The following is a 22,317-nucleotide window of genomic DNA, read 5'->3' on the forward strand; positions in this document are numbered from 1 at the left end:
ATCGTCATCGATGTGCCGCTCGATGCGCAGCAAGCTTCCTGCGCCCATGCCTGGCTCGCCATGGTCAGCCAGGCACACAGTGCCAGCGCGAACAGGGCGCGGCAGCGACGCAGGCGGCGGAACAGGTGACGGGACATGCCCGGAGCATAGCCATCTGATGGCGGCCAGCTCAACTCTGGAGGTGGCTTCATCAGCGCTTTGGACGATGTGAGCGCCTTCCAGGGGGCGCCGGGTGAGCCGTTTCCGGTGCAAAAAAGCGCAACTGCCCACTTCCACCTATAATTGCCCGCCAAATGGCGCCCATCCCTTATGAACTACCGTCACGCCTACCACGCCGGTAACTTCGCCGATGTCCTGAAGCATTCGGTGCTGTTTGCGCTGATCGAAGCGCTGCAGGCCAAGGCCACGCCATTCGGGTTCATCGACACGCATTCCGGCAGCGGCTGCTACGCGCTCGATGGCTTCGAGGCCAGCAAGACCGGCGAGTACAAGGATGGCATCGTTCGCCTGCTGTTCCCCGATCTGCATCAACCCCAGGAGCACAGCGCCGCCTTGCCGCCGCTGTTGCGCCGCTGGCTGGATTCGATTCTCAAGCTGCCGGGCAACGAGCAAGGGCTGAAGCTCTACCCCGGCTCGCCGCTGCAGGTCGCGCGCGCCATGCGTGATATCGACAGTGCCCAGCTGTGTGAGCTGCACACCGAGGAAGCGGAACGCCTGCGCGAATTGTTCCATCGCGATCACCGCGTGCACGTTCATCAGCGCGATGGCTATGAAGCACTCAAGAGTTTCATTCCTCCGCAGGAGAAGCGCGGCCTGGTGCTGATCGACCCGCCGTACGAGGCGCAGGAATCCGAGTACCGCGTGATCGAGAAAGCGCTCAAGCTGGCACTGCTGCGCTGGCCCACGGGCATGTACGCCCTCTGGTACCCGATCAAGCTACGCAGCCAGGTGCAACCGTTCCATCGCTGGCTGCAGCGCTGCGGCGCCAGGCGCGTGCTGCGCGCGGAGCTGCTGGTACACCCCGACGACTCGCCGCTGCGCCTCAACGGCTCGGGCATGGTGATCATCAACGCACCATGGAAGCTGGACGACACCCTGCGCGAACCGATGCGCGCCATGTCCCGCCTGCTCTCGCAAGACAAGCCAGCCCAATGGCGGCTCGACTGGCTGGTCCAGGACACCGCCAGCTGAACGTCTGACCAGGCCCACGCTCGCGAGCTACCGCCCCCATCGCGTGCCCGTTAAGCTCAGCCTTGTCACCGCCTGAGATGCCGGAGCCCGCCATGCGCAAACGCCTCGCCAACGTCCTTATCCGCGGCGCCCTGCCGGCAAGCCTGCTGGCCCTGGCCGCCTGCGCGCCAGCGCCGATCTATAAGCCTTCCGCCAACACGGTCGTCACCACGCCGGATGTCGTAGCGCATGAACCCGGGCGCTACGCTAATGCCGATGTCATCTGGGGCGGGCGCATCGTGGACGTGCGCAATCTTCCCGACCATAGCGAGATCGAAATCGTCGGCTACCCGCTCGACAGCTCGCAACGGCCGAAGGCCGACGGTGGCGGCTGGGGTCGTTTTATCGCGGTGATGCCCGGCTATGTCGAGTCGTTCGACTATCCGGCCGGCGCCTTGATCACCCTGGCCGGCCGCGTCAGCGGCAGCCGCACTGGCGAAGTGGGCCAGGCCGGTTACGTGTACCCGCTGGTTGGCGTGGCGCAGTCGCACCTATGGACGGCCGCGGAGATGCATAGCGGCCATCCCAACGTCAGCTTCGGGCTGGGCGTGGGTGTCGGCATTCGCTAATGGATCGTAGGGCCCACGCGCCGGTACACCCGGCACGAGGTGCGATGGACGACCGACGGATCGACGAGGTAAATCCACGCGACGCTCCGGCCCATGCCGGCTGTCACATCAGTCAAGCCACTTGAGGAGATGTGTGTCATGCGTAAAGCCTGGTTTCACGTGTTGGGATGGGCCACCCTGGTGTTGTCGAGTGCATCGGTGTCGGCAGCAGACCAGCCTACGCCGCCCGCACACGCACACCACTGGTCCTATGCCGGCGCTAACGGTCCCGGTCACTGGGGTAGCCTCGACGACGCCGATGTCGCCTGCGGCAAGGGCGAACAGCAATCGCCCATCGATCTTGATTCGCGCACCGCCAAAACGGGCAAATCCGGCAAATTCCACATCAACTACCAGCCCGGCGCGGTGACCTTGCTCAACAACGGCCACACGGTTGAGGCCGAAGTCGGTGACGCCGCCGATACCGTTACGTTCGAAGGCGCCAGTTACCGCTTGGCACAGTTCCATTTCCATGCGCCGAGCGAACACAGCATCGACGGCAAGCACTTCCCGCTGGAAATACACTTTGTGAACAAGGACGCCGAAGGCCATATCACGGTGGTCGGCGTACTCGTGCGCGCGGGTGCGGAAAACAAGAATCTGGCCGCCGTTTTCAATGCTCTGCCCGCCCATGAAACGCCCGCCGGCGAGCATGCGGACAAACCCGCACAGGTAGACCTTGCCGCCGTCTTGCCAAGTGAGCACAAGGCCTTCGTCTACAACGGCTCACTTACCACCCCTCCCTGCACCGAGGGCGTGCACTGGATCGTGTTGGCGCAGCCCGTCGAGATGTCCCGCGCGCAGATCGGCAATTTCGCCAAGATATTCCACGACAATCACCGTCCGCTGCAGAAGATCAACGGTCGCCAAATCGATAGCGAAACGTACTGAGGTACGGCCCAGGCGCGCACGGCCTTACCTGCGCGCCGCTCCTTGCCTCATAGCGTGCCTGTGCAGGCGCCTTGATCGCTCATACGACGCCGCTACACTGGAAACGCTCAAGGGATGCCTGCGCAAGGGGACGATGCGATGTCTGGTCAAGCCAATTCGCTGAGGGCGATCCTGCTCGCACTCGGCGCGAATTTCGCGATTTTCCTGAGCAAGCTCGCAGCCGCGCTGATCACCGGTTCCGGCGCGCTGTTGGCCGAGGCGGTGCATTCACTGGCGGACTGCGGCAATCAGGGTTTACTGCTGCTGGGCATGCGCCAGGCGGGCCGCCCTCCCTCGGACGAGTACCCGCTTGGATGGGGACGCGCACTGTATTTCTGGTCGTTCCTGGTGGCCATCCTGCTGTTCAGCGTGGGCGGCATGTTTTCGATCTACGAAGGCATCCACAAGCTTTCCCATCCCGAGCCGCTGCGATGGCCGTGGCTGGCTATCGGCGTCCTCGCGTTCGGGGTGGTCGCCGAATCCATCTCGATGCGCGGCTGCCTCAAGGAAGTGAACAAGGTGCGTGACGGCCGTAGCCTATGGCAATGGTTTCATGAAACCCGCTCCAGCGAATTGCTGGTGATCTTCGGCGAGGATCTCGCCGCCCTGTTCGGTCTCACCGTCGCGCTACTCGCCGTGCTGGCCACCATGATCACCGGCGACCCTCTGTTCGATGCGATCGGCACCATTGTCATCGGAGTTCTGCTGGTGGTCGTGGCCGTCGCCGTGGCCAGCGAGGTGAAGGCGCTGCTCATCGGTCAAGGGCTGGAGCCCAAGCAGCGCGAAGCCTTGCTGGCCTTCATCAATGACTGCCCAGAAGTCGATGTGGTGCTCAACCTCATCACCCTGCAGATGGGGCCGGACGTGATGGTGGCGGTCAAGGCGCGCATGGCGCCCGCGCGAGACCAGCTATCGCTGATCCAGGCGATCAACGAAGTCGAGCGCGCCATGAAGGCGAAGTTCGCCGATATCCGCTGGAGTTTCTTCGAACCGGACGTGATGGACTAAGAGCGCTGCAGCTGCAGCAGATCCCACTTGTTGCCGTAGAGATCCTGGAACACCACGACCGTCCCGTAGGCTTCTTCCCGCGGCAACTCGCAGAATGCCGCACCCGCGGCTTTCATGCGCTCGTAATCGCGCCAGAAATCGTCGGTATGCAACAACAAGAACACGCGACCGCCGGTCTGGTCGCCGATGCGCGCCGTCTGCTCCGGCGTCGATGCCTTCGCCAGCAGCAGGCGCGTTTCGCCAGCGCCAGCAGGCGACACCATCACCCAGCGTTTGCCGCCACCCATGTCGGTGTCTTCAAGCAACTCAAAACCCAGCACGCGCGTATACCACGCGATGGCCGCGTCGTAGTCCGCCACGACCAGGGCAATGCTTCCGATGTGTTGCTTCACTGCTTGTTCTCCGCGGGCGCGGGCCATGCACCCAGTTCCGCCTGCATCTTCTTGGTGAGTTTGGCGCGCACCAGCGTATAGGCCTGCCGAACAAAGGCTTCCAGCTCCGAGGTGGCGAAGCGCTGCGGCTCGATCACCGAGACCCAGTGGGCGCGGGCCATATAGGGGGCGGGGATGATACCGGGTTGATCGGTCAACTCCAGAAACCGCTCGTCCTCCACTTTGAAGGACAGCCGACCTCCCTCCGCCCCGTCCAACGGCGTGACCACAAACATCTTGCCGCCGACGCTGAAAACCAGATCGCCACCCCACTTGATATCCCGGGTGACGCCCGGCCAGCGACCGCAGCACGCCTCCAGTTGTTTTGCGGTCATGCCGCCTGCCGCCTTTGTCATGACGTTCACCCTCTCTCGACACTCCGGCCGCTCGCGGAGCCTTCCCAATGGATTCTGGAACGCCAGGCGGTCGCTGTCTGCCCGGCCCAGGCAAAGTTTTTTGTCCGCAGGAGCCTGCAATGCGACATCACGCCGCAAAAAACATAGGCATTACAGGGAATTGTTCATGTTGCGGTGCACACAATACGCTAAAGTATGGACATGAACGCCGCCATCGACCTCAGCAACTATCGGCACGCCGTCATCCCGCCTCGCAGCACCGAGCGCTTCGCCCGTCCGCAGCTGGCCAGCCAGCCCAAGGGCGAGCTGGTGCGCACGCTCGATGGGCGAGAGTTGCGTCTGCGCGATATCGAACCAGGCGACGTGGCGGCCTTGCAGCGGCAGTTTGCCCGCCTGTCGCCGCAAGACATCCGGCGTCGCTTCCTGCACTCGATGAGCGAGCTGCCGGATTCGATGGCGCAGCGTCTGTGCCGCATCGATCCGGCGATCGAGTCGGCCTTCGTGCTGGTGGATGAAACCGTCAAGCCCGCCGAGATCCGCGCTGTGGGCCGCATCTATGTGGATGAGGCCGCCGACAGCGCCGAGTTCTCGGTGCTGGTGGAGCCCGATTGGGCCCGCGTGGGTCTGGGCCATCTGCTGATGCAGCGTCTGGTCGACGACTGTCGCCGCCGCGGCCTGCACGAAATCTGGGGTTATGTGCTGCTGGAAAATCGTCCCATGTTGCATCTATGCAAGGATCTGGGCTTCACGCGCCGTCTGATCCCGGATGAGCCGGGTACGACACAGATTTCCTTGCAGCTCTGACACTCCCTGTATGAGACCACCGCCCCGGACTTCCGGGGCGGTCGCGTTACACTTGCCCGCTTTCCCAGCGCGGCCCGACGGTCGCGCCATTGAATCCAGCGTCCGCATGGCCCACAAAATCCCGCACCCGTCCCTGCCCACCAGCCCCAAGCAGCGCCGTTTCTGGACGTCGCCGTACGGCTCCTCGCGCGCCCTGCTGGTGGCGGAGGCCGCGCGCAGCCATGACGGCCTGCTGGTGGCCGTCACCCGCGACACCCAGCGCGCCCACGCCCTGGAGGACGAGCTGCGCCTGTTTGCCGGCGGCCTGCCCGTGCTGCACTTCCCGGACTGGGAAACCCTGCCCTACGACGTCTTCAGCCCGCATCCGGACATCGTCTCGCAACGCGTCGCCACGCTTTACCAGCTGCCGAGCACGCAACGCGGCGTGCTGGTCGTGCCGATCGCCACCCTGATGCAGCGCATCGCCCCGCGCAGCCACATCACCGGCGCGGGACTGATGATGAAGAAGGGCCAGAAACTGGACCTGGCTGGCGAACAGCGGCGTCTCGAAGCAGCCGGTTATCGCAACGTGCCGCAGGTGGCCGAGCCGGGCGACTTTGCCGTCCGCGGCGCCTTGATCGACATTTTCCCGATGGGTTCGGCCGAGCCCTATCGCATCGAGCTCTTCGATGACGAGGTGGAATCGATTCGCAGCTTCGATGCGGAGACGCAGCGCTCGCAGCAACAGGTGGAGCGCATCGAGCTGCTGCCCGCGCGCGAGTTTCCGGTGACCGAGAACGCGGCAAAGGACTTCCGCGCGAACCTGCGCGAGCGCTTCCCCATCGATGTCCGCCGCTGCCCGCTTTACCAGGACATGAAGGAAGGCGTCACGCCGGGCGGCATCGAGTATTACCTGCCGCTGTTCTTCGAACAGACCGCGACCTTGTTCGACTACCTGGCCGACAACGCCGTCTTCCTGCTGGGCGAAAGCGCGCTTGACTCGGCCGAGCAGTTCTGGACGCAGACCAGTGAGCGCTACGATCAGCGCGCGCACGATATCGAACGCCCGGTGTTGCCACCGGCCGAACTGTATCTGCCACCCGAACTGCTGCGCGAGCAACTCAACAAGCGCCTGCGCATCGAGCTGGTCGAAAGCGGCCACGAGCATGCGCAGTCCAGCGGCACGCAGCCGGCGCCCGAGCTCCCGCTCAATCGCAAGGGCGAGGAACCCGGCACCTCGTTGCGCCATTTCATAGCCAGCTATCCAGGGCGCGTACTCATCGCTGCCGACTCGGCTGGCCGTCGCGAAGCCTTGATCGAACAACTCGCCAGTGCCGGCCTCAAGCCCGACACCGTCGATGGCTGGCCGGGCTTTCTCGCCGCCAGCGGCAAGGACACGCTGCGCCTCGCCATCACCATCGCGGCGCTGGAGCAGGGCTTCGCGCTCACCGAACCGGCGATCACCGTGCTCACCGAACGCGAGTTGTTCGGCGAGCGCGTGCGCACCGAACGCAAACGTCGTCGTGGCGCCGTGCGCGATCCGGAAAGCATCATCCGCGATCTCACCGAGCTGACCATCGGCGCACCGATCGTGCACGTGGATCACGGCGTGGGCCGCTACCAGGGCCTGGTGTCGATGGAACTGGGCGGCATGGAGGGTGAGTTCCTCACCATCGAATACGCCAAGGGCGACAAGCTGTATGTGCCGGTGGCCCAGCTCGGCCTGGTCAGCCGTTACACCGGCACGGCGCCGGAACTCGCACCCTTGCATTCGCTGGGTGGCGATGCATGGGAACGCGCCCGCCGCAAGGCCGCCGAGAAAGTACGCGACGTGGCGGCCGAACTGCTGGCCATTTACGCCCAGCGCGAGGCGCGCGGTGGTGAGGCGCTATCGATCGATCGCCAACTGGTGGAAGAATTCGGTGCCAGCTTCCCGTTCGAGGAAACGCCCGACCAGATGCAGGCCATCGATGCCGTACTCGCCGACCTGGCCGCGCCGCGCGCGATGGACCGTGTGATCTGTGGCGACGTGGGCTTCGGCAAGACCGAAGTTGCCTTGCGCGCGGCCTTTGCCGCTGCCACGGCCGGTCGACAGGTCGCCGTCCTGGTGCCCACGACCCTGCTCGCCCAGCAGCACTACCGCAACTTTGCCGATCGCTTCGCCGACTGGCCGGTGCGCGTGGATGTGCTCTCGCGCTTCAAGTCGACCAAGGAAGTGAACGACGCGCTCAAGCGTTTGGCCGACGGCCAGATCGACGTGATCATCGGCACCCACAAGCTGCTGCAGCCGGATATCAAGTTCAAGAGTCTCGGCCTGGTGGTGGTGGACGAAGAGCAGCGCTTCGGCGTGCGCCAGAAGGAACAGTTGAAAAAGCTGCGCGCTGAAGTCGACCTGCTGACCATGACGGCCACGCCGATCCCGCGCACCTTGAACATGGCGATGAGCGGACTGCGCGACCTTTCGCTGATCGCCACGCCCCCGGCCCATCGCTTGGCGGTACGCACGTTTATCGCGGCGTGGGAGCCGGCGCTGATTCGCGAGGCGTTCCAACGCGAATTGCAGCGCGGCGGCCAAGTGTACTTCCTGCACAACGAAGTGGACACCATCGAGCGTGCCACCCGCGAACTGCAGGAACTGATCCCCGAAGCGCGCATCGGCGTGGCCCACGGCCAGATGCCCGAGCGTGAGCTGGAGCGGGTGATGGCGGACTTCCACCGCCAACGCTTCAACGTGCTGGTGTGCACCACCATCATCGAAACCGGCATCGATATCCCGACCGCCAATACCATCATCATCAACCGCGCCGATCGTTTCGGCCTGGCCCAGCTGCACCAGCTGCGCGGCCGCGTCGGCCGTTCGCACCATCGCGCTTATGCCTATCTGGTGGTGCCCGACCGCAAGGCGATGACCGCCGATGCGGAGAAGCGACTCGAAGCCCTGGCGTCACTGGAAGAGTTGGGTGCCGGCTTCACGCTGGCTACGCACGACCTTGAAATCCGCGGCGCCGGCGAATTGCTGGGCGACGAGCAGTCCGGTCAGATCCAGGAGATCGGCTTCGGCCTGTATACCGAGTTGCTGGAACGCGCCGTGCGCGCGCTGAAGTCTGGAAAGGTGCCCGACTTCGATCTCACCAGCGAGCACGAGACCGAAGTCGAGCTGCACCTGCCCGCGCTGATTCCCGACGACTATCTACCCGACGTACACACGCGCCTGACCTTGTACAAGCGCATCGCCAGTGCACGCAACGAGGATCATCTGCGTGATCTGCAGGTGGAGATGATCGACCGCTTCGGACTGCTGCCGGATGCTGCCAAGCAGTTGTTCGGCGTGGCCGGACTGAAGCTGATGGCAACACCGCTGGGCATCCGCAAGCTGGATTTCGGTGCCAATGGGGGACGCATCACCTTCCGCGACAAGCCGGAGGTCGATCCGATGGCGATCATCCGCCTGATCCAGAGCCAGCCGCGTATCTACAAGCTGGACGGCCAGGACAAACTCAAGGTAAACCTGGAACTGCCCGGCGCCACGGAGCGTCTGCGCGCCGCGCAGGAAGTGCTGGTGTCGCTGGGGGCGCGCCGGCCCGGCTGATCGCTGCGTCACCGCTGGCGTCTAAATTAAAACGTACCGTCATCCCAGCAAACGTTGGGATGACGGTACGGTATTCCTGGAACACTCGGCACGGCCGCACCCGCTGCCGTACTATCGCCCCAGAAACTCGTTCGAAGGGGTCGAACATGTTGTCCGAGGACGAACTAGCCTTGCTGGAAGCCATTCGCGAGAGCGGCAGCCTCTCGCGCGCCGCCGTTCGGCTGGGCAAGGCACCGTCCACCATTTCGCATGCGGCACGACAACTCGAAGCGCGCTTCGACGCCCTGCTGTTCGATCGCCGCCGCTATCGACTGCAACTCACGCCGGCCGGCCAGGTACTGGCACTGGAAGCCGCCCGCCTGATGCAGGATGTCTCGCGCCTCACCCGTCGCGTGAAACAGATTGCCGGCGGCTGGGAAGATCGCCTGTGGCTGGTCAGCGACGAGTTGCTGGAGTTCGAGATCTTCACCCCGCTGATCCGTGCTTTCGACGCGCTGGAATCGGGCGTGGCGCTGCGCCTCACCCACGAGGTGTTGAGTGGCACATGGGAAGCGCTACGTGACGGTCGTGCCGACATCATCATCGGTGCCACCAACGAGCCGCCCGCGATCCCCAAGCTACGCTGGTTCGAGTTGGGGGTGATGGAGTGGGTCTTCGCCGTGTCGCCGCGACATCCCCTGGCCAAGGCGCAGGAGCCGCTGCAGCGCGAAACCGTGGCCCAGCATCGCAGCGTGGTCGTAGCCGATTCCTCGCGCAGCTCCGAAGGCCGTGCCTACGGCCTGGTCGGCGGCCAGGCCACGCTCGCGGTACCGAGCATGCATGCCAAGATCACCGCGCAGCGGCAGAATCTGGGCGTGGGCTGGCTGCCTCGCCAGCGTGTCGCCGCCCTGCTGAAGCGCGGCGAACTGGTGGAAAAGCAGATGGCCGACCCGCGCGAACCCAATACACTTTATGTGGCCTGGCGCGGCGATCACGAAGGGCGCGCACTGACATGGTGGCTCGACCAGCTTCGCCAGCCAAGGCTGGCGAAGCGCCTGATCAAGGGCCTGGAAATCACTGAGTAACACAGGCGCGGCTATTGTCGCGCGCGGCACACGGTTCGACATCACGAAAGCAGGACGCCCGATGACACACGATTCCGCACATCCAACCGAAGCCGCGCCCGGGTTCCGGGCCAAGACGCTCATCCGCCCGGCTATTGCATGGCTCACGGTAGCGCTGTTCCTGGTGTTCGGCTCGGACTGGATGGCCGAACTCAACCAGCACACCGTCGGCCTGAGCCTGTTCGCGTGGCTGTTCTTCGTCATCGTGTGGGTGGCGTTTGGCGTCGTGCATGAAGCGGAGGAGCTTGCCGGTTTGCTCGGCGAGCCGTTCGGCACCTTGGTGCTCACGTTATCCATCGTGATTATCGAAGTGGTGCTGATTTCCGCCGTCATGCTGGGCACGGGAGACACCTCGACGCTCGCGCGCGACACCATGTTCGCCGTGCTGATGATCGTGCTCAACGGCGTGGTCGGCCTCGGCCTGCTGATCGGCGGCATGCGCCATCACGAGCAGTCGTACAACCTGCATGGTGCCTCGGCCTATCTCGCGGTCATCATTCCGCTTGCCACGATTGCGCTGGTGCTGCCCAACTTCACCTCGTCCACCTCGGACGGCTCGCTGACGCCGCTCCAGGCGACCTCCTTCTCGATCCTCACCATTGCACTCTACGGCATGTTTCTCTGGCTGCAGACCGGCCGGCACAAGGGCTATTTCGTCGCGCCGAAGGACACGTCGGACTTGAATGAGCCAGAGGACCCGCCGCCGCCGCCGCGCAAGGCGAGCAAGGGCGAGCTGGTTCGCCACATGGTGCTGCTGCTTATCAACATCCTGCCCATCATCATCCTGTCCAAGAGCCTGGCCAAGGTGCTCGACTACGGCATCGATGCCACCGGCGCGCCGCCTGCCCTGGGCGGCGTCATCATTGCCATGCTGGTATTCACGCCCGAAGGCATCTCGGCCCTGCAAGCGATTCGTCGCGACCAGCTCACGCGTGCGATCAATCTGTGCCTGGGCGGCGCGGCCTCCACGGTCGGCCTCACCGTTCCGGCGGTACTCGCCATCGGGCTGTTCACGGGCAAGCCAGTGGTGCTCGGCCTGCCGCCCGCCAGCATCGTGCTGCTCGCATCCACGCTGGTGCTAAGCGGCCTGACGTTCTCGGGATGGCGCACGACCATGCTGGAAGGCGCCGTTCACCTGTCAATGTTCGCGGTGTTCGTGGTGCTGATCTTCAGTCCATGACGTGATGCATCGACTGGCGGTTTCGGCTGGCGCCGGAGCGGCGGCCAGACTTCAATCCTGCGCCACGGCCTCGCGCGTCCTGGTGCCGGCGCGGACCAGGTAGTGCACGCTGAACATATTGAGCGGGTCGTTCCACGTCTGGGCCACTTCAAGGCCGGCCTTGTCGGCGAGGTGGGCGAAGTCGGTTGGCGAATACTTGCAGCTGTATTCGACCTGCATGGCTTCGTCCTGCTTGAAGGTCACTTGCTGCCTTCCCACTCTAACCTTCTGCTCGCGGGCGCTGACGATGAAGGTTTCGATGCGTCCCGCCATGGCGTTGTAATGCGCGCGATGACGGAAGGCCGCGACATCGAAGTCAGTGCCGACTTCGCGATTCAAGCGCACCAGCATGTTCAAGGTGAACTCGGCGGTGACGCCGGCACGATCGTTGTAGGCCGCCTCGATCGTCGCCGTGTCCTTCTTCAGGTCCGCACCAATGAGGATGCCACCGCCGTCGCCCATTTCGCCGCGCATCTTGCGCAGCAGTTCGGCCGCCTCGCGCGCTTCGAAATTGCCGATGGTCGAGCCGGGGAAATACAACACCGTGCGACGCGGCACGCGCGGCGGGATAGGCAGGCGCAATGCGCGGGTGAAGTCGCCATGCAGCGGTTGCACCGGCAAGGTCGGAAAGCGTTCCGCCAGTCCTTGTACGCAACGGCGTAGCGGCTCGACTGAGATCTCCACCGGCACGTAGGCCACCGGGGTATGCAGGTGTTCCAGCAACATGGGTGTTTTCACGGCGTTGCCGCTACCGTATTCGACCAGTCGCACGTCCTCGCCCAGCACGTTGGCGATATCAGCGGCGTGCACGCCCATCAGCGCAATCTCGCTGCGCGTGAGGTAATACTCCGGCTGCTCGCAAATCGCCTCGAACAACTGCGAGCCGCGTTCGTCGTAGAACAACCAGGACGGCAGTTGCTTGGGTTTTGCCCGCAGTCCGCGCTGAATAATCTCGATCAGTTCATCGGCGGGTGGACGACGTTCGTCGTCACGAAGATCGCAGGCTTGCATACTCATCGGTCTTGCCCCAGTCGTATCCCCATGAACTGCCACCGCGCATGGGGAGGAAAGAAATTTCGATAGCTGGCACGGACATGCTCGCGCGGCGTGGCGCACGAACCGCCCCGCAATATCCATTGCCCACACATGAACTTGCCGTTGTATTCGCCCAGCGCACCGGGCAGCGGCCGGAATCCGGGATAGCTGACATACGGCGATGCGGTCCACTCCCACACATCGCCGAACATCTGCAGCAGGCCAGGCTCCTGCGAGGCCGCGCGCGGATGGAAGGCCCGCTCATCGAGCAGATTGCCTTGTACGGGCAATGAAGCCGCAGCACTCTCCCACTCTGCTTCCGTGGGCAGCCGCGCGCCGGCCCAGCGCGCAAACGCGTCGGCCTCGTAGTAACTGACGTGGCACACCGGCGCTTGAGGATCGATGGGATGCACGCCTGCCAAGGTGAACTCGCTGTCGAGATCCTCCTGCCAGTACAACGGGCGTTGCCAGTTCTCGCGCCGCACCGCATCCCATCCGTCGGACAGCCAAAGCGATGGTTCGCGATAGCCACCGTCATGCACGAACTCCGCGTACTCGGCATTCGTAATCAATCGGTTGGCCAGCGCATGGGGTTGCAACAGCGCGCGATGACGCGGGCCTTCGTTGTCGAACGCGAAGGCCTTACCCTCGTGCCCGATCTCGACGATGTCCTCGCGCCCCGCAATGAAATTCAATGTCACCGTATCCGCGGTACTCCGGGGAGCAAGTCGCGCGGTGTAGGCGGGCAACAAGGGGTTCGTTGCAAACGCATGCTTGATGTCGGTGAGCAGCAGCTCCTGATGCTGCTGCTCGTGCTGAAGTCCAAGCTCGATCACCGCCAGCGTCGCCGCGTCGACACCACGGCGCAACCGCTCGCTCACTGCCTCGTCGACTCTTTCGCGGAAGTCGTAGATTTGCGCGATGCCAGGGCGCGAAAGCAGGCCACGCTGCGGGCGCGCATGCATGGGGCCTACGCTCTGGTAGTACGAGTTGAACAGGTAATGCCATTCCGGATGCGCTGGCCGATAGTCGGCGTCGCGCTCCAGCACAAACTTTTCAAAGAACCACGTGGTGTGCGCGAGGTGCCACTTGGCCGGACTGGCATCGGGCATGGACTGCACCATCATGTCTTCGGCGCTCAGTTGCGCGCACAGCGCCGCACTGCGATGGCGGATCCGTCGAAACCGCTGCACAGGCGCCTCGATCTCGACCGCCGGCCTGACCACCGTCATTGGCGCCCCCATGGCCGAGTACCGGCACAACCGGTCCCTGAGATGTCGTGATGGATGTCGTCGTGCCAGAACATTCTGCGCACCATGCCGTAGCAGTCGTTCAAACCGTGTGATGTATGGATGGCGGAACCCTGACAGGCATCCAAGGTTGGGGACCGATCACAATCCGGGCCTTGGCCACCGAAACGACGAAGCCCGGCAAGATGCCGGGCTTCGTGGCCAACCTGTACGATCCTGGATCAGCGACCGTAACCGCGGTAGTGGTCATGGCCGTGGTCGTGGTCGTGGTCGTGGTCGTGGTCACGGTCACGGTCACGGCGGTAGTAACCGCCACCGCGCGGATAGTAGCCGCGGTCGCGGTAGTAACCCGGCCCCACCACAACCCCTACGGCTGCCGGCGCGTAGTACACGGGTGCCGGCTCGTAGTACACGGGTGCCGGCTCGTAATAGACCGGCGCGGGCGCAGGATAGTAAGCCGGACCGCCGTAATAACCGACACCTACGACTGGCAGACCGATGCCTACGCTCACGTTAACGTGGCCAGCGAAGGCCGGCGCCACGGCCACGCAGCCGAGCAGCATGGCACTCGCCAGGACGACACGCTTGACGGAGGAAAGCTTTGACTTGTTCATGACCTATTGTCTCCCAGAAGCGGCTCGATTCCGAGATAAGGGCCTGTGCATCCTAGCCTTAGATCGTTCTTCGCCGGGGTCCATGTTCTGACTTTTGCGCTGAATCCGCACTGAGTGAGATTGCCCGGTTAGGTCAACGTTTACCCTGTTTGCGGACGTGGTTCACACTGCTGTTCCAGGGCGACTCCTGCGGGTGCAAGCGAAGCAGCCAGCATCCATGAATATCGGTCCGGCGGGTGAAGTCGAACGGAATGCTGGGCATGCTCCAGTCCTCGACCATCAACCGCTCATGCAGGGCTTCATGATCGAGCTTGAACTTGCGGAAATTATTGGAGAACACGATCACGCCGTCGGCCGTGAGACGCTCGGCGCAGGCCAGCAGCAGCTTGACGTGGTCACGCTGGACGTCGAAGTCCTCGGCCCGCTTGGAGTTGGAGAATGTCGGCGGATCGACGTAGATCAGTCCGTAATGCTCCTTGTCCTGCTCAAGGAAGGTCACGGCATCAGCCTGCATCAGGCGGTGCTTGGTACCGGTGAAGCCGTTTAGCGATAGGTTGCGGGATGCCCAGTCCAGATAGGTGGCGGACAGGTCGACGCTGGTGGTATCACGCGCGCCGCCGGCCGCCGCATACACGCTGGCGGTCGCGGTGTAGGCAAACAAATTGAGCACGCGCCGACCCTCGGCCAGCTCCCGCACCTTGGCGCGCACCAGGCGGTGGTCGATGAACAGGCCGGTATCGAGATAGTCGGTCAGGTTGACCAGGAAGCGCAGTCCGCCCTCGGCCACCTCGATGAACTCGCCGCGCTGGTCGAACTGGCCGTACTTGGAGCCGCCCTTGCCGCGCTCACGGGTCTTCAGACCGATGCGCTCGCGCGGCACGCCAAGCACTTCGCCAGCCACCCGCACGATCTCGCGCAGGCGTTGCCGCGCCGTCTCCGGCGGAATATCGGCCGGTGCGCGGTACTCCTGGATGTGTAGATGGATCGGGCCACCCGTATTGCTGTAGACGTCGATGGCGGCCGCGTATTCCGGCAGGTCCTGGTCGTAGGCACGCCAGCAATGGATGCTCTCGCGTTCCAGCCGCTTGCGCAGGTGGCGCAGGTTCTTTTCCAGGCGGTTGCGCAACATCTGCGCGCCTTCGGACAGCGGCTTGGCTTCGCGCGGCACGTCCTCGCGGGCATGCAGCTCGAACACCAGCAGCACGGTTTCCAGGGCACCGTTGTAGAGCGCGTACTTTTTCTCGGCGCGCAACGGGATGGCCTGCCCCAGTTCTACGTCGCCCGCGAGCACGGCGGCACGCCAGCCGGCAAAGCGTTCGCGCAAGGCTTCGCCAATGGCCCGATAAAGACGCGGCATCTCATTGCGCTCGCCCAGGCGCTCGCCATAGGGCGGGTTGGCGATCACCAGGCCGCGGCTGAAACCCGGCGGCGGCGCGACATGGGTGACGTCGTGCTTGTCCAGCGTGAGGAAGCCAGCCACACCCGCTTCCTGCGCGTTGCGCTTGGCCGTCTGCACCATGCGCGGGTCCGCATCGCTGCCGAAGAAGCAACTGCGCAGGGCGCTCAAGCCAGCCTCGGCGCGCTGGCGCGCTTCGTCCAGCACACTGCGCCATAGCGCGATGTCGTGCTGCGCCCAGCCGAGGAAGCCGTAGTACTCGCGATGCAGACCGGGGGCGACGTCGGCCGCCATCCATGCACCCTCGATCAGCAAGGTGCCCGAGCCGCACATCGGGTCGAGCAAGGCGCCGCCTTCGGCGTAGATCTCCGGCCAGCGCGCGCGCAGCAACATGGCGGCGGCGAGGTTTTCCTTCAGCGGTGCCTCGCCCTGCACTTCGCGCCAGCCGCGGCGATGCAACGGCGCGCCGGCGAGGTCGAGCGACACGGTGGCGCGATCGCGGCGCAGGCGCAGGTTGATGCGCACATCGGGTTCGTCGGTATCCACACCCGGACGCGCGCCGTCGCGCTGGCGGAACTGGTCGACGATGGCGTCTTTCACCCGCTGCGCGATGAACTGGCTATGGGTGAGCTCGCTTTGCGAGGTGACCGAATCCACGGCCAAGGTGGCGTGGGAGGCAAGATGAGTCGACCAGTCGATCGACTGCACGCCACGGTAGAGGTCGTCGTCCGTGGCCGCATCGAACTCGGCCAACGGCATCAGGATGCGACTGGCGAGGCGCGACCACAGGCAGGCGCGATAAGCGGTTTCCAAGGTGCCGGAAAAATGCGCGCCGGCCAGCGCTTCGCGCACGTCGGCAGCGCCCAGCGCGACCAGTTCGTCGCGCAGCAGGTATTCGAGGCCTTTCGGGCAGGTGGCAAAGAAGGCGCTCATGCCGCGGCGGCCAGGTGATCGAGGAACAGACGGAACTCCTCGGTGATGCGGTCCAGGCTGACGCTCAGCCGGTGGTCGTCATCGAGCATCATCAAGGGCAGACGGTGGCGCCTGGCAAAGGCCAGCGCATCCTCGGGCACGCATACATCATCCTGCCAACCATGGATCAGCTGGGTGGGCACGCCCGCGCGCACCTGGAAAACGTTCGCATAGCCTGGAATCCGATCACTCGGGGCAGCCATCAGGAACAGGCCGGCCACCGGGCGCGCCAGCGAGGCCAGGCCCGACACAAACGCGCCCATGCTTGATCCGACCAGGATCGGGGCAACATCGAGCGCGTCGATCGTAGCGAGCAGCCGTGCGATGCGCGGTGGGATCGAGCCGGCGTAACCCAGGGTGTCTTCGTCGCGGTAGTCCGGCCGATGGGTCTGCCAGCCCAGCGTTTCGGCGAAAGCGGCCAACGCGCTGACCTTGGTGGCGTCCGGACCGGAGTCTGAACCGTGCGAAAGAATGATCTGGCCGCGCATCTGCGGTCTCCAAAACGACGTCTATCAGGCCGCGCATCGTAACAGGCGCCGTTCCGTGGGGCGTCTAGGGATGCTCTGAGCAACTCTGCGTAGGCGGCATGATGTCCAGAAGGCCCGCCGGATGTGTTGCGCGGCGTGGGGAAGACTGGCCGTCTTGCCAAGCCGTGCGGCGCAGCCGGCGGGCCTTCTGGACATCACCCCATCGGGTTGAATTCCGTGCGTTGGGGCCGGCTCTGTCTGTCCGCATCCCTTCGGTGCGCCGGCTCGACAGACGTCCAGTCTGCCTTCGCCGTCACCCCTGTGGTCTGCGAACAGACAGAGCCGGTGACGCCTACGCAGAGTTCCTCAGAGCATCCCTAGGCATGCGAGACTGCCGTTATGCCACTCACCATCCACGACCAGCCCCTACCCTATGTATCCCTGCTGCCCGAGCGCCCCGCCAGCGCCGTGGAGATGGTGGTCATCCACTGTACCGAGCTGCCCGACCTGGCCACGGCCCGTGAATACGGGGAACGGGTGCTGTACGAGAGCGGCGCGGGCGCCAGCGGGCACTACTACATCGACCGCGACGGCTCGATCTACCGCTATGTGCCCGGCACCCGGGTGGCCAACCATGTGCGCGGGCACAACGCCAACTCCATCGGCATCGAGCTGGTGAACCTGGGGCGCTACCCCGACTGGTGGAACTCCAGCCACCAGACCATGACCGAACCGTATACGGCAGCGCAGATAGCCGCCTTGCGCGCCCTGCTGGCCCAGCTGCGCCACGACTTCCCCCACCTGCACCTGATCGCCGGTCATGAGGACCTGGACACCGCGCGCATGCCGGCCACCGATGATCCGACCAGGGAAGTGCCCCGCAAGCTCGATCCGGGTCCGATGTTTCCGTGGGATGAGGTGCTTAAAGGCAGCGGTCTGCAGCGGATTCAGACGAGCCCGACAACGGGAAGTCCGCGCTAGGGGACGCTCCCTAGCCGTCCCGTCGCCGCGCCAAGTCCACAATGGCATGCATGGCCGCACGGGCCTGGGGACTGTTACGCCAGCAGGTCGAACCCAGCGCCGCGCTGATCTGATCATTGAGGTCGGCAGGATCCTGCCCGGCGAGTTGGGAAAGCTCGGCAAAGCCGATCTGCTCCAGGCGCGCCACCACCGTGGCGCCGACACCCTTCAAGGCGAGCAGCTGCGCCCGCTCCTCATCTGAAAATCCGCCCATATCCGTTCAGGCCCCACATCGAATGCAGACTGGCAGCATTCCGTGTCCGCCCGGGGCGGTCAAGCCGCCGGTGCCGGGCGGGCCCGGCCTGGACAAGACCGCTATAATCGCCGGCCATCCACCCGCCGAGCGCCACCCATGACGGAAACTCACGTCCGAGAACTAGTCGACCTACTCGAACTCGAGCGACTGGAGGACAACCTGTTTCGCGGTCAGAGCCGGGACATCGGCACGCAATTCGTGTTCGGCGGACAAGTGCTCGGCCAGGCCTTGTCGGCCGCCCAACGCACGGTCGATCCGCTGCGCGAGGCGCATTCGCTGCACGCGTATTTCCTGCGCGCGGGCGACATCGATGCCCCCATCGTCTACAGCGTGGAACGCGCCCGCGACGGCGGCACGTTCTCCTCGCGCCGGGTGGTGGCCATCCAGCACGGCCAGCCGATCCTGAACGGGTCCGTCTCGTTCCAGGTGCCGGAAGAAGGCTTCGAGCATCAATCCTCGATGCCCGAGGTGCCGATGCCCGAGGATATCGAGCCGATGCACCCGCTGACGGCGGAAGAGCTGGCCCGGTTTCCGGAAAAGCTGCAGCGCTGGCTGGGCGTGGACGCGCCTTTCGAATTCCGCCACGTGTGGCCGCAGGACAAGCTGCGTCCCACCAAGCGTCCACCGATCCAGCACATCTGGTTCCGCCTCACCGCCCCGGTCGGCGACGCCCCCTCATTGCACCGAGCCCTGCTGGCCTATGCCTCGGATTTCAACCTGATCGGCACGGCGACGCTGCCGCACGGGATTTCGTATTACACCCACAATGTGCAGATGGCGAGCCTGGACCACGCGCTGTGGTTCCACCGCCCGTTCCGCGTGGACGAATGGCTGTTGTATTCCTTCGACAGCCCGACGGCACAGGGCGCGCGCGGGCTGGCCCGTGGCCAGATCTTCAGCCGCGATGGCCAACTGGTGGCTTCCAGTGCGCAGGAAGGCCTGATTCGCCTGCGCGGCTAAGCCCGCGCTTGCCGTAAAATCGGGGCATGCTCCGGGTACCGTGGCCGATACCGGCTACGCAACCCGCCATGCCGCGGCCTGTCCACGACACTCCCCTCCGGCCCGCTACGGCAACGAAGACAGGTTTATTCCATGCGCCAGCTCTATACCTCTCCCCGGCAGGAAAACATCGACCGTGTCGCCGCGCTGCTTGCTGAAAAGGGCATCGAATGCACGATCACCAACCGCTCCAACTGGAAGAAGCCCAGCTACCAGCGTTTCAGCTACTCGCAACGCCAAGAAGAGCGCGACAGCTGGCCCCAGGTTTGGGTGAACAGGGCCGACGACTACACCGAAGCCCGCACCGTCCTGAAGGAACTGGGCATCGAGCCTGTCATAAGGCACGGCGAGGAGCTGGCCCTGGCGCGCAACCCGACGCCCGAGGCCCAGCAGAAAAGCGTTGCCACGCGCATTCGCCGCATCGTCATGCTGGCTGTAGCAGGCGCCTTTGTGGTCCTGATGCTGCGCTACATGGGCATCATCTAGGCGCGTCTCCGCCCGGCCCACCGATCGGGCCGGACCGCCCCGGTGCCTTCCCGACGACCCCAAGGCTTCGAGTCCTGCCCAATGCATCTGCCCTGACGGGAGATAACCGGGAATCAATCCAGTACGTGCTATAGGACTTTTCCTACTCACAAACTCCACTAAAGCGGACATAGAATCGTCCCATGCGTTCTGACCGTGTCCGCCTATTCCAAACCCTGCCGCACACTTGCGGCTATTTTGGCGAGCGCACGGCACAGAACCTGGTGATCGACCCGGCGGCGCCGCAACTGGACCAGCTCTATGGCCCGGCTCTGGAACGCGGGTTTCGTCGTGCCGGCGGCCATCTGTACTACCCGTATTGCACCAGCTGTCGCGCCTGCACGCCGTGCCGGATCGATGCGCTGCACTTCAGCCCGGACCGCTCCCAGCGCCGCTGCCTCAAGCGCAATGCGGATATCCAGGTGGTCGAGTCGATGGCTGGCTATAACACCGAGCGACATACGCTATATGAGCGCTACCTGCGCAGCCGGCACCCCGGCGGCGGCATGGATGAGGCCGACGCCAGTGACTTCCGGCGTTTCCTGACGGCGCCATGGAGCCCGACCATGTTCCTGGAATTCCGCCTCGGCACCCGCCTGCTCGGCGTGGCCGTGACGGATGTCTGCCTGCAGGGCTTGTCCGCCGTCTATACCTTCTTCGACCCGGATGAAACCGCACGCAGCCTCGGCACCTACGCCATCCTGCAACAGGTCGCGCTGGCCCAACGCCGCAACCTGCCCTGGATCTACCTGGGTTTCTGGATCGCCGGCCACCCCAAGATGGACTACAAGCGCCGCTTCCGCCCGATGCAGATCCGCACCAGCGAGGGTTGGGTGGAGATGGCGGGAGACTGAGTGCTGGGTGAAGACGGGAATGCTTCCTGTCTGCACCGTCCCCCCACTTCCCTTAGTGTGCGGTTGCGGCGGGAATGACCGGGTAAGGATGCAGTTTCACCAGCGGCACCGAAAGCCCGTCATCGCCGACCACGCGGCAGTGCGTGCGATCGAGCTGCCGCGGCTCATCGACGCCGCAGCTGTGGGCAATGATGCCGACCTCGTGCATCACGTTCTTGGCGTAGTGGAAAACGCGCTCGCTCTTGTCGGTCACGACCAGGCCGCGTTGCAGTTTGGAATTCTGCGTCGTGATACCGGTGGGACAGGTATTGCGGTTGCATTGCAGCGATTGGATGCAGCCCAGGGCCAGCATGAAACCGCGTGCGGAATTGACGAAGTCCGCGCCCATCGACAGCGCCCACGCCACGTCGTAAGCCGCGATGCACTTGCCCGAGCAGATCACCTTGATGCGCTCACGCAAGCCCTTGACGATGAGCATGTCGACCAGCGCAGGCAGCGCTTCGTGCAGTGGCAGGCCAACGCCTTCCATCAAGGTCTGTGGTGCGGCGCCGGTGCCGCCTTCCGAACCGTCGACGATGATGAAGTCGGGCGCGCTTTCGACACCGCGCAGTTTCACCTCGTCGCACAGCTCGGCAATCCAGTCCATGCCGCCAAACACGGCCTTGAAGCCGACGGGTTTACCGGTGAGATCGCGGATATGCTGGATCGAATTCATCAACTCCTGCACATTGCCGATATCCAGGTGGCGGTTCGGGCTCTGCGAATCCTGGCCGACCGGAATGCCACGGATAGCAGCGATCTCCGGCGTCACCTTCGCCGCCGGCAGCAGTCCGCCCATGCCGGGCTTGGCACCCTGGCCGAGCTTGATGCTGATCATCTTCACCTGCTTGTGTGCGCAGATCGCCAGCAGCTTCTCATCGTCGAGCTTGCCGTCAGGCGTGCGCACGCCGTATTTGGCCGTGCCGATCTCGAAGATGATGTCGCAGCCGCCTTCCAGGTGATACGGCGCCAACCCGCCCTCGCCGGTGTCCATCCAGATGCCGGCCTTGGCCGCGCCGAATGACAATGCGCGCACCGCGGGCGCCGAGAGCGCACCAAAACTCATCGCGGATATATTGAAGAACGCCGCATGTTGATACGGCTCGCGTGCATACGGCCCAAGCGTGACCAGCCGAGGCTCCACATGCTTCTCGCCCAGCGCGGGAAACGGTGCGTTGACGAAAAACGGCACGCCCTCGCCACGCAGATCGCGGGTGGAACCGAACGCGTTGGTGTTGTCCACGTTCTTGGCGGCGCGATAAACCCACAAGCGTTGAGCACGGTTGAACGGCAACTCTTCGCGATCGCTGGAATACAGGTACTGCCGGAAGAACTCGCCGAGATGGAGGAACCAGTAACGGAAGTGGCCGATGACCGGAAAATTGCGCAGCACGGAATTGGAGGTCTGGTTGCGATCCACGATCCACACCACCATCACCACCACGACCAACAACACAAGCAACAGCAGGAACAGGGCGGCGAAAGTTTCAATCGTCACCACCAGCCAATGCGCGAATTCCGTCGGTTGCATCATTTGCTCCAGTTGTCATCCCCTCTCCCCCAGGGGGAGAGGGTTGGGGTTAGCAGCAGTCCTGCTATCAGGCTACTCGAAGCGTGCTTTGTCGAAACCTTG

At 64.3% G+C, this 22,317-nt stretch carries 21 protein-coding genes; 12 read left to right on the forward strand and 9 right to left on the reverse strand.

Annotation, left to right across the window (positions count from 1 at the left end; translation table 11 throughout):
• The first annotated feature begins 309 nt into the window (after window positions 1–309).
• The 4 genes from ACT01B_RS15545 (at window position 310) to ACT01B_RS15560 (ending at window position 3,776) form a co-directional block, all read left to right on the forward strand.
• Window positions 310–1,191 (forward strand): 23S rRNA (adenine(2030)-N(6))-methyltransferase RlmJ, encoded by an 882-nt coding sequence (locus ACT01B_RS15545; protein WP_445144140.1) that lies wholly within the window; start codon window positions 310–312, stop codon window positions 1,189–1,191.
• A gap of 92 nt (window positions 1,192–1,283) precedes the next feature.
• Window positions 1,284–1,799 carry a Slp family lipoprotein gene (locus tag ACT01B_RS15550; RefSeq protein ID WP_445144141.1) on the forward strand — a complete coding sequence of 172 codons (516 nt, stop codon included), beginning with the start codon at window positions 1,284–1,286 and terminating at the stop codon, window positions 1,797–1,799.
• Window positions 1,800–1,937: 138 nt separating this feature from the next.
• On the forward strand, window positions 1,938–2,729 hold the full coding sequence (locus tag ACT01B_RS15555) for a carbonic anhydrase (protein ID WP_445144142.1): 792 nt from the start codon (window positions 1,938–1,940) through the stop codon (window positions 2,727–2,729).
• 138 nt (window positions 2,730–2,867) lie between these two features.
• Window positions 2,868–3,776 carry a cation diffusion facilitator family transporter gene (locus tag ACT01B_RS15560; protein ID WP_445144143.1) on the forward strand — a complete coding sequence of 303 codons (909 nt, stop codon included), beginning with the start codon at window positions 2,868–2,870 and terminating at the stop codon, window positions 3,774–3,776.
• On the opposite strand, the gene ACT01B_RS15565 is transcribed toward ACT01B_RS15560, so the two are convergent.
• Window positions 3,773–4,168, reverse strand: coding sequence for a VOC family protein (locus ACT01B_RS15565; RefSeq protein WP_445144144.1), 396 nt, complete (start codon window positions 4,166–4,168; stop codon window positions 3,773–3,775). The genes ACT01B_RS15560 and ACT01B_RS15565 overlap by 4 nt on opposite strands.
• Window positions 4,165–4,563 carry an MmcQ/YjbR family DNA-binding protein gene (locus tag ACT01B_RS15570; protein ID WP_445147502.1) on the reverse strand — a complete coding sequence of 133 codons (399 nt, stop codon included), beginning with the start codon at window positions 4,561–4,563 and terminating at the stop codon, window positions 4,165–4,167. Before ACT01B_RS15570 ends, ACT01B_RS15565 begins: the two co-directional genes overlap by 4 nt.
• A gap of 201 nt (window positions 4,564–4,764) precedes the next feature.
• Here ACT01B_RS15570 and ACT01B_RS15575 point away from each other — a divergent pair, with 201 nt between their 5' ends.
• From ACT01B_RS15575 to ACT01B_RS15590, 4 genes are all read left to right on the forward strand, one after another.
• Window positions 4,765–5,367 carry a GNAT family N-acetyltransferase gene (locus tag ACT01B_RS15575; protein WP_445144145.1) on the forward strand — a complete coding sequence of 201 codons (603 nt, stop codon included), beginning with the start codon at window positions 4,765–4,767 and terminating at the stop codon, window positions 5,365–5,367.
• Between the two features lie 106 nt (window positions 5,368–5,473).
• On the forward strand, window positions 5,474–8,935 hold the full coding sequence (gene mfd / locus ACT01B_RS15580; RefSeq protein ID WP_445144146.1) for a transcription-repair coupling factor: 3,462 nt from the start codon (window positions 5,474–5,476) through the stop codon (window positions 8,933–8,935).
• 146 nt (window positions 8,936–9,081) lie between these two features.
• The gene (locus ACT01B_RS15585) at window positions 9,082–9,999 is read left to right on the forward strand and encodes a LysR family transcriptional regulator (protein WP_445144147.1); all 918 of its coding nucleotides are present in this window, start codon (window positions 9,082–9,084) and stop codon (window positions 9,997–9,999) included.
• 61 nt (window positions 10,000–10,060) lie between these two features.
• Window positions 10,061–11,218 carry a calcium:proton antiporter gene (locus ACT01B_RS15590; RefSeq protein WP_445144148.1) on the forward strand — a complete coding sequence of 386 codons (1,158 nt, stop codon included), beginning with the start codon at window positions 10,061–10,063 and terminating at the stop codon, window positions 11,216–11,218.
• 51 nt (window positions 11,219–11,269) lie between these two features.
• On the opposite strand, the gene egtD is transcribed toward ACT01B_RS15590, so the two are convergent.
• From egtD to ACT01B_RS15615, 5 genes are all read right to left on the reverse strand, one after another.
• Window positions 11,270–12,274: an L-histidine N(alpha)-methyltransferase gene (gene egtD, locus ACT01B_RS15595; protein WP_445144149.1), complete on the reverse strand. Its 1,005-nt coding sequence runs from the start codon at window positions 12,272–12,274 to the stop codon at window positions 11,270–11,272.
• Window positions 12,271–13,524, reverse strand: coding sequence for an ergothioneine biosynthesis protein EgtB (gene egtB / locus ACT01B_RS15600; RefSeq protein WP_445144150.1), 1,254 nt, complete (start codon window positions 13,522–13,524; stop codon window positions 12,271–12,273). The genes egtD and egtB overlap by 4 nt, the downstream gene beginning before the upstream one ends.
• Before the next feature lie 239 nt (window positions 13,525–13,763).
• Window positions 13,764–14,156, reverse strand: a complete 393-nt coding sequence (locus ACT01B_RS15605; protein WP_445144151.1) for a hypothetical protein — start codon at window positions 14,154–14,156, stop codon at window positions 13,764–13,766.
• Between the two features lie 133 nt (window positions 14,157–14,289).
• Window positions 14,290–16,485, reverse strand: coding sequence for a bifunctional 23S rRNA (guanine(2069)-N(7))-methyltransferase RlmK/23S rRNA (guanine(2445)-N(2))-methyltransferase RlmL (rlmKL, locus tag ACT01B_RS15610; RefSeq protein ID WP_445144152.1), 2,196 nt, complete (start codon window positions 16,483–16,485; stop codon window positions 14,290–14,292).
• Entirely contained in the window at window positions 16,482–17,012 is a 531-nt protein-coding gene (locus tag ACT01B_RS15615; RefSeq protein ID WP_445144153.1) for an alpha/beta fold hydrolase, read from the reverse strand. Before ACT01B_RS15615 ends, rlmKL begins: the two co-directional genes overlap by 4 nt.
• Before the next feature lie 378 nt (window positions 17,013–17,390).
• On the opposite strand from ACT01B_RS15615, the gene ACT01B_RS15620 reads away from it, so the two are divergent.
• Window positions 17,391–17,972, forward strand: coding sequence for an N-acetylmuramoyl-L-alanine amidase (locus tag ACT01B_RS15620; protein ID WP_445144154.1), 582 nt, complete (start codon window positions 17,391–17,393; stop codon window positions 17,970–17,972).
• 10 nt (window positions 17,973–17,982) lie between these two features.
• Here ACT01B_RS15620 and ACT01B_RS15625 read toward each other — a convergent pair whose 3' ends face one another.
• The gene (locus ACT01B_RS15625; protein ID WP_445144155.1) at window positions 17,983–18,225 is read right to left on the reverse strand and encodes a helix-hairpin-helix domain-containing protein; all 243 of its coding nucleotides are present in this window, start codon (window positions 18,223–18,225) and stop codon (window positions 17,983–17,985) included.
• Window positions 18,226–18,363: 138 nt separating this feature from the next.
• Here ACT01B_RS15625 and tesB point away from each other — a divergent pair, with 138 nt between their 5' ends.
• The 3 genes from tesB (at window position 18,364) to ACT01B_RS15640 (ending at window position 20,645) form a co-directional block, all read left to right on the forward strand.
• On the forward strand, window positions 18,364–19,227 hold the full coding sequence (tesB, locus tag ACT01B_RS15630) for an acyl-CoA thioesterase II (protein WP_445144156.1): 864 nt from the start codon (window positions 18,364–18,366) through the stop codon (window positions 19,225–19,227).
• Window positions 19,228–19,359: 132 nt separating this feature from the next.
• The gene (locus tag ACT01B_RS15635) at window positions 19,360–19,752 is read left to right on the forward strand and encodes a hypothetical protein (protein ID WP_445144157.1); all 393 of its coding nucleotides are present in this window, start codon (window positions 19,360–19,362) and stop codon (window positions 19,750–19,752) included.
• A 182-nt stretch (window positions 19,753–19,934) separates the two neighbouring features.
• Window positions 19,935–20,645 carry an arginyltransferase gene (locus ACT01B_RS15640; protein WP_445144158.1) on the forward strand — a complete coding sequence of 237 codons (711 nt, stop codon included), beginning with the start codon at window positions 19,935–19,937 and terminating at the stop codon, window positions 20,643–20,645.
• A gap of 52 nt (window positions 20,646–20,697) precedes the next feature.
• Here the strand turns inward: ACT01B_RS15640 and ACT01B_RS15645 are convergent, their stop codons facing one another.
• A complete protein-coding gene (locus ACT01B_RS15645) occupies window positions 20,698–22,215 on the reverse strand; it encodes an FMN-binding glutamate synthase family protein (RefSeq protein WP_445144159.1) in 1,518 nt (505 codons plus the stop codon).
• Between the last annotated feature and the right edge of the window lie 102 nt (window positions 22,216–22,317).

The organism is Dyella sp. Tek66A03 (genome assembly GCF_052567735.1).

What these genes read in the sequence shown, in the direction of transcription:
- mfd (WP_445144146.1), top strand. Translation starts at nt 5,474, where the DNA reads ATGGCCCACAAAATCCCGCACCCGTCCCTGCCCACCAGCCCCAAGCAG.
- ACT01B_RS15625 (WP_445144155.1), bottom strand. Translation starts at nt 18,225, where the DNA reads ATGGGCGGATTTTCAGATGAGGAGCGGGCGCAGCTGCTCGCCTTGAAG.
- rlmKL (WP_445144152.1), bottom strand. Translation starts at nt 16,485, where the DNA reads ATGAGCGCCTTCTTTGCCACCTGCCCGAAAGGCCTCGAATACCTGCTG.
- ACT01B_RS15640 (WP_445144158.1), top strand. Translation starts at nt 19,935, where the DNA reads ATGCGTTCTGACCGTGTCCGCCTATTCCAAACCCTGCCGCACACTTGC.
- ACT01B_RS15570 (WP_445147502.1), bottom strand. Translation starts at nt 4,563, where the DNA reads ATGACAAAGGCGGCAGGCGGCATGACCGCAAAACAACTGGAGGCGTGC.
- ACT01B_RS15620 (WP_445144154.1), top strand. Translation starts at nt 17,391, where the DNA reads ATGCCACTCACCATCCACGACCAGCCCCTACCCTATGTATCCCTGCTG.
- ACT01B_RS15605 (WP_445144151.1), bottom strand. Translation starts at nt 14,156, where the DNA reads ATGAACAAGTCAAAGCTTTCCTCCGTCAAGCGTGTCGTCCTGGCGAGT.
- ACT01B_RS15560 (WP_445144143.1), top strand. Translation starts at nt 2,868, where the DNA reads ATGTCTGGTCAAGCCAATTCGCTGAGGGCGATCCTGCTCGCACTCGGC.
- egtD (WP_445144149.1), bottom strand. Translation starts at nt 12,274, where the DNA reads ATGAGTATGCAAGCCTGCGATCTTCGTGACGACGAACGTCGTCCACCC.
- ACT01B_RS15575 (WP_445144145.1), top strand. Translation starts at nt 4,765, where the DNA reads ATGAACGCCGCCATCGACCTCAGCAACTATCGGCACGCCGTCATCCCG.
- ACT01B_RS15615 (WP_445144153.1), bottom strand. Translation starts at nt 17,012, where the DNA reads ATGCGCGGCCAGATCATTCTTTCGCACGGTTCAGACTCCGGTCCGGAC.
- ACT01B_RS15555 (WP_445144142.1), top strand. Translation starts at nt 1,938, where the DNA reads ATGCGTAAAGCCTGGTTTCACGTGTTGGGATGGGCCACCCTGGTGTTG.
- ACT01B_RS15635 (WP_445144157.1), top strand. Translation starts at nt 19,360, where the DNA reads ATGCGCCAGCTCTATACCTCTCCCCGGCAGGAAAACATCGACCGTGTC.
- ACT01B_RS15645 (WP_445144159.1), bottom strand. Translation starts at nt 22,215, where the DNA reads ATGCAACCGACGGAATTCGCGCATTGGCTGGTGGTGACGATTGAAACT.
- ACT01B_RS15550 (WP_445144141.1), top strand. Translation starts at nt 1,284, where the DNA reads ATGCGCAAACGCCTCGCCAACGTCCTTATCCGCGGCGCCCTGCCGGCA.
- egtB (WP_445144150.1), bottom strand. Translation starts at nt 13,524, where the DNA reads ATGACGGTGGTCAGGCCGGCGGTCGAGATCGAGGCGCCTGTGCAGCGG.
- ACT01B_RS15545 (WP_445144140.1), top strand. Translation starts at nt 310, where the DNA reads ATGAACTACCGTCACGCCTACCACGCCGGTAACTTCGCCGATGTCCTG.
- tesB (WP_445144156.1), top strand. Translation starts at nt 18,364, where the DNA reads ATGACGGAAACTCACGTCCGAGAACTAGTCGACCTACTCGAACTCGAG.
- ACT01B_RS15585 (WP_445144147.1), top strand. Translation starts at nt 9,082, where the DNA reads ATGTTGTCCGAGGACGAACTAGCCTTGCTGGAAGCCATTCGCGAGAGC.
- ACT01B_RS15590 (WP_445144148.1), top strand. Translation starts at nt 10,061, where the DNA reads ATGACACACGATTCCGCACATCCAACCGAAGCCGCGCCCGGGTTCCGG.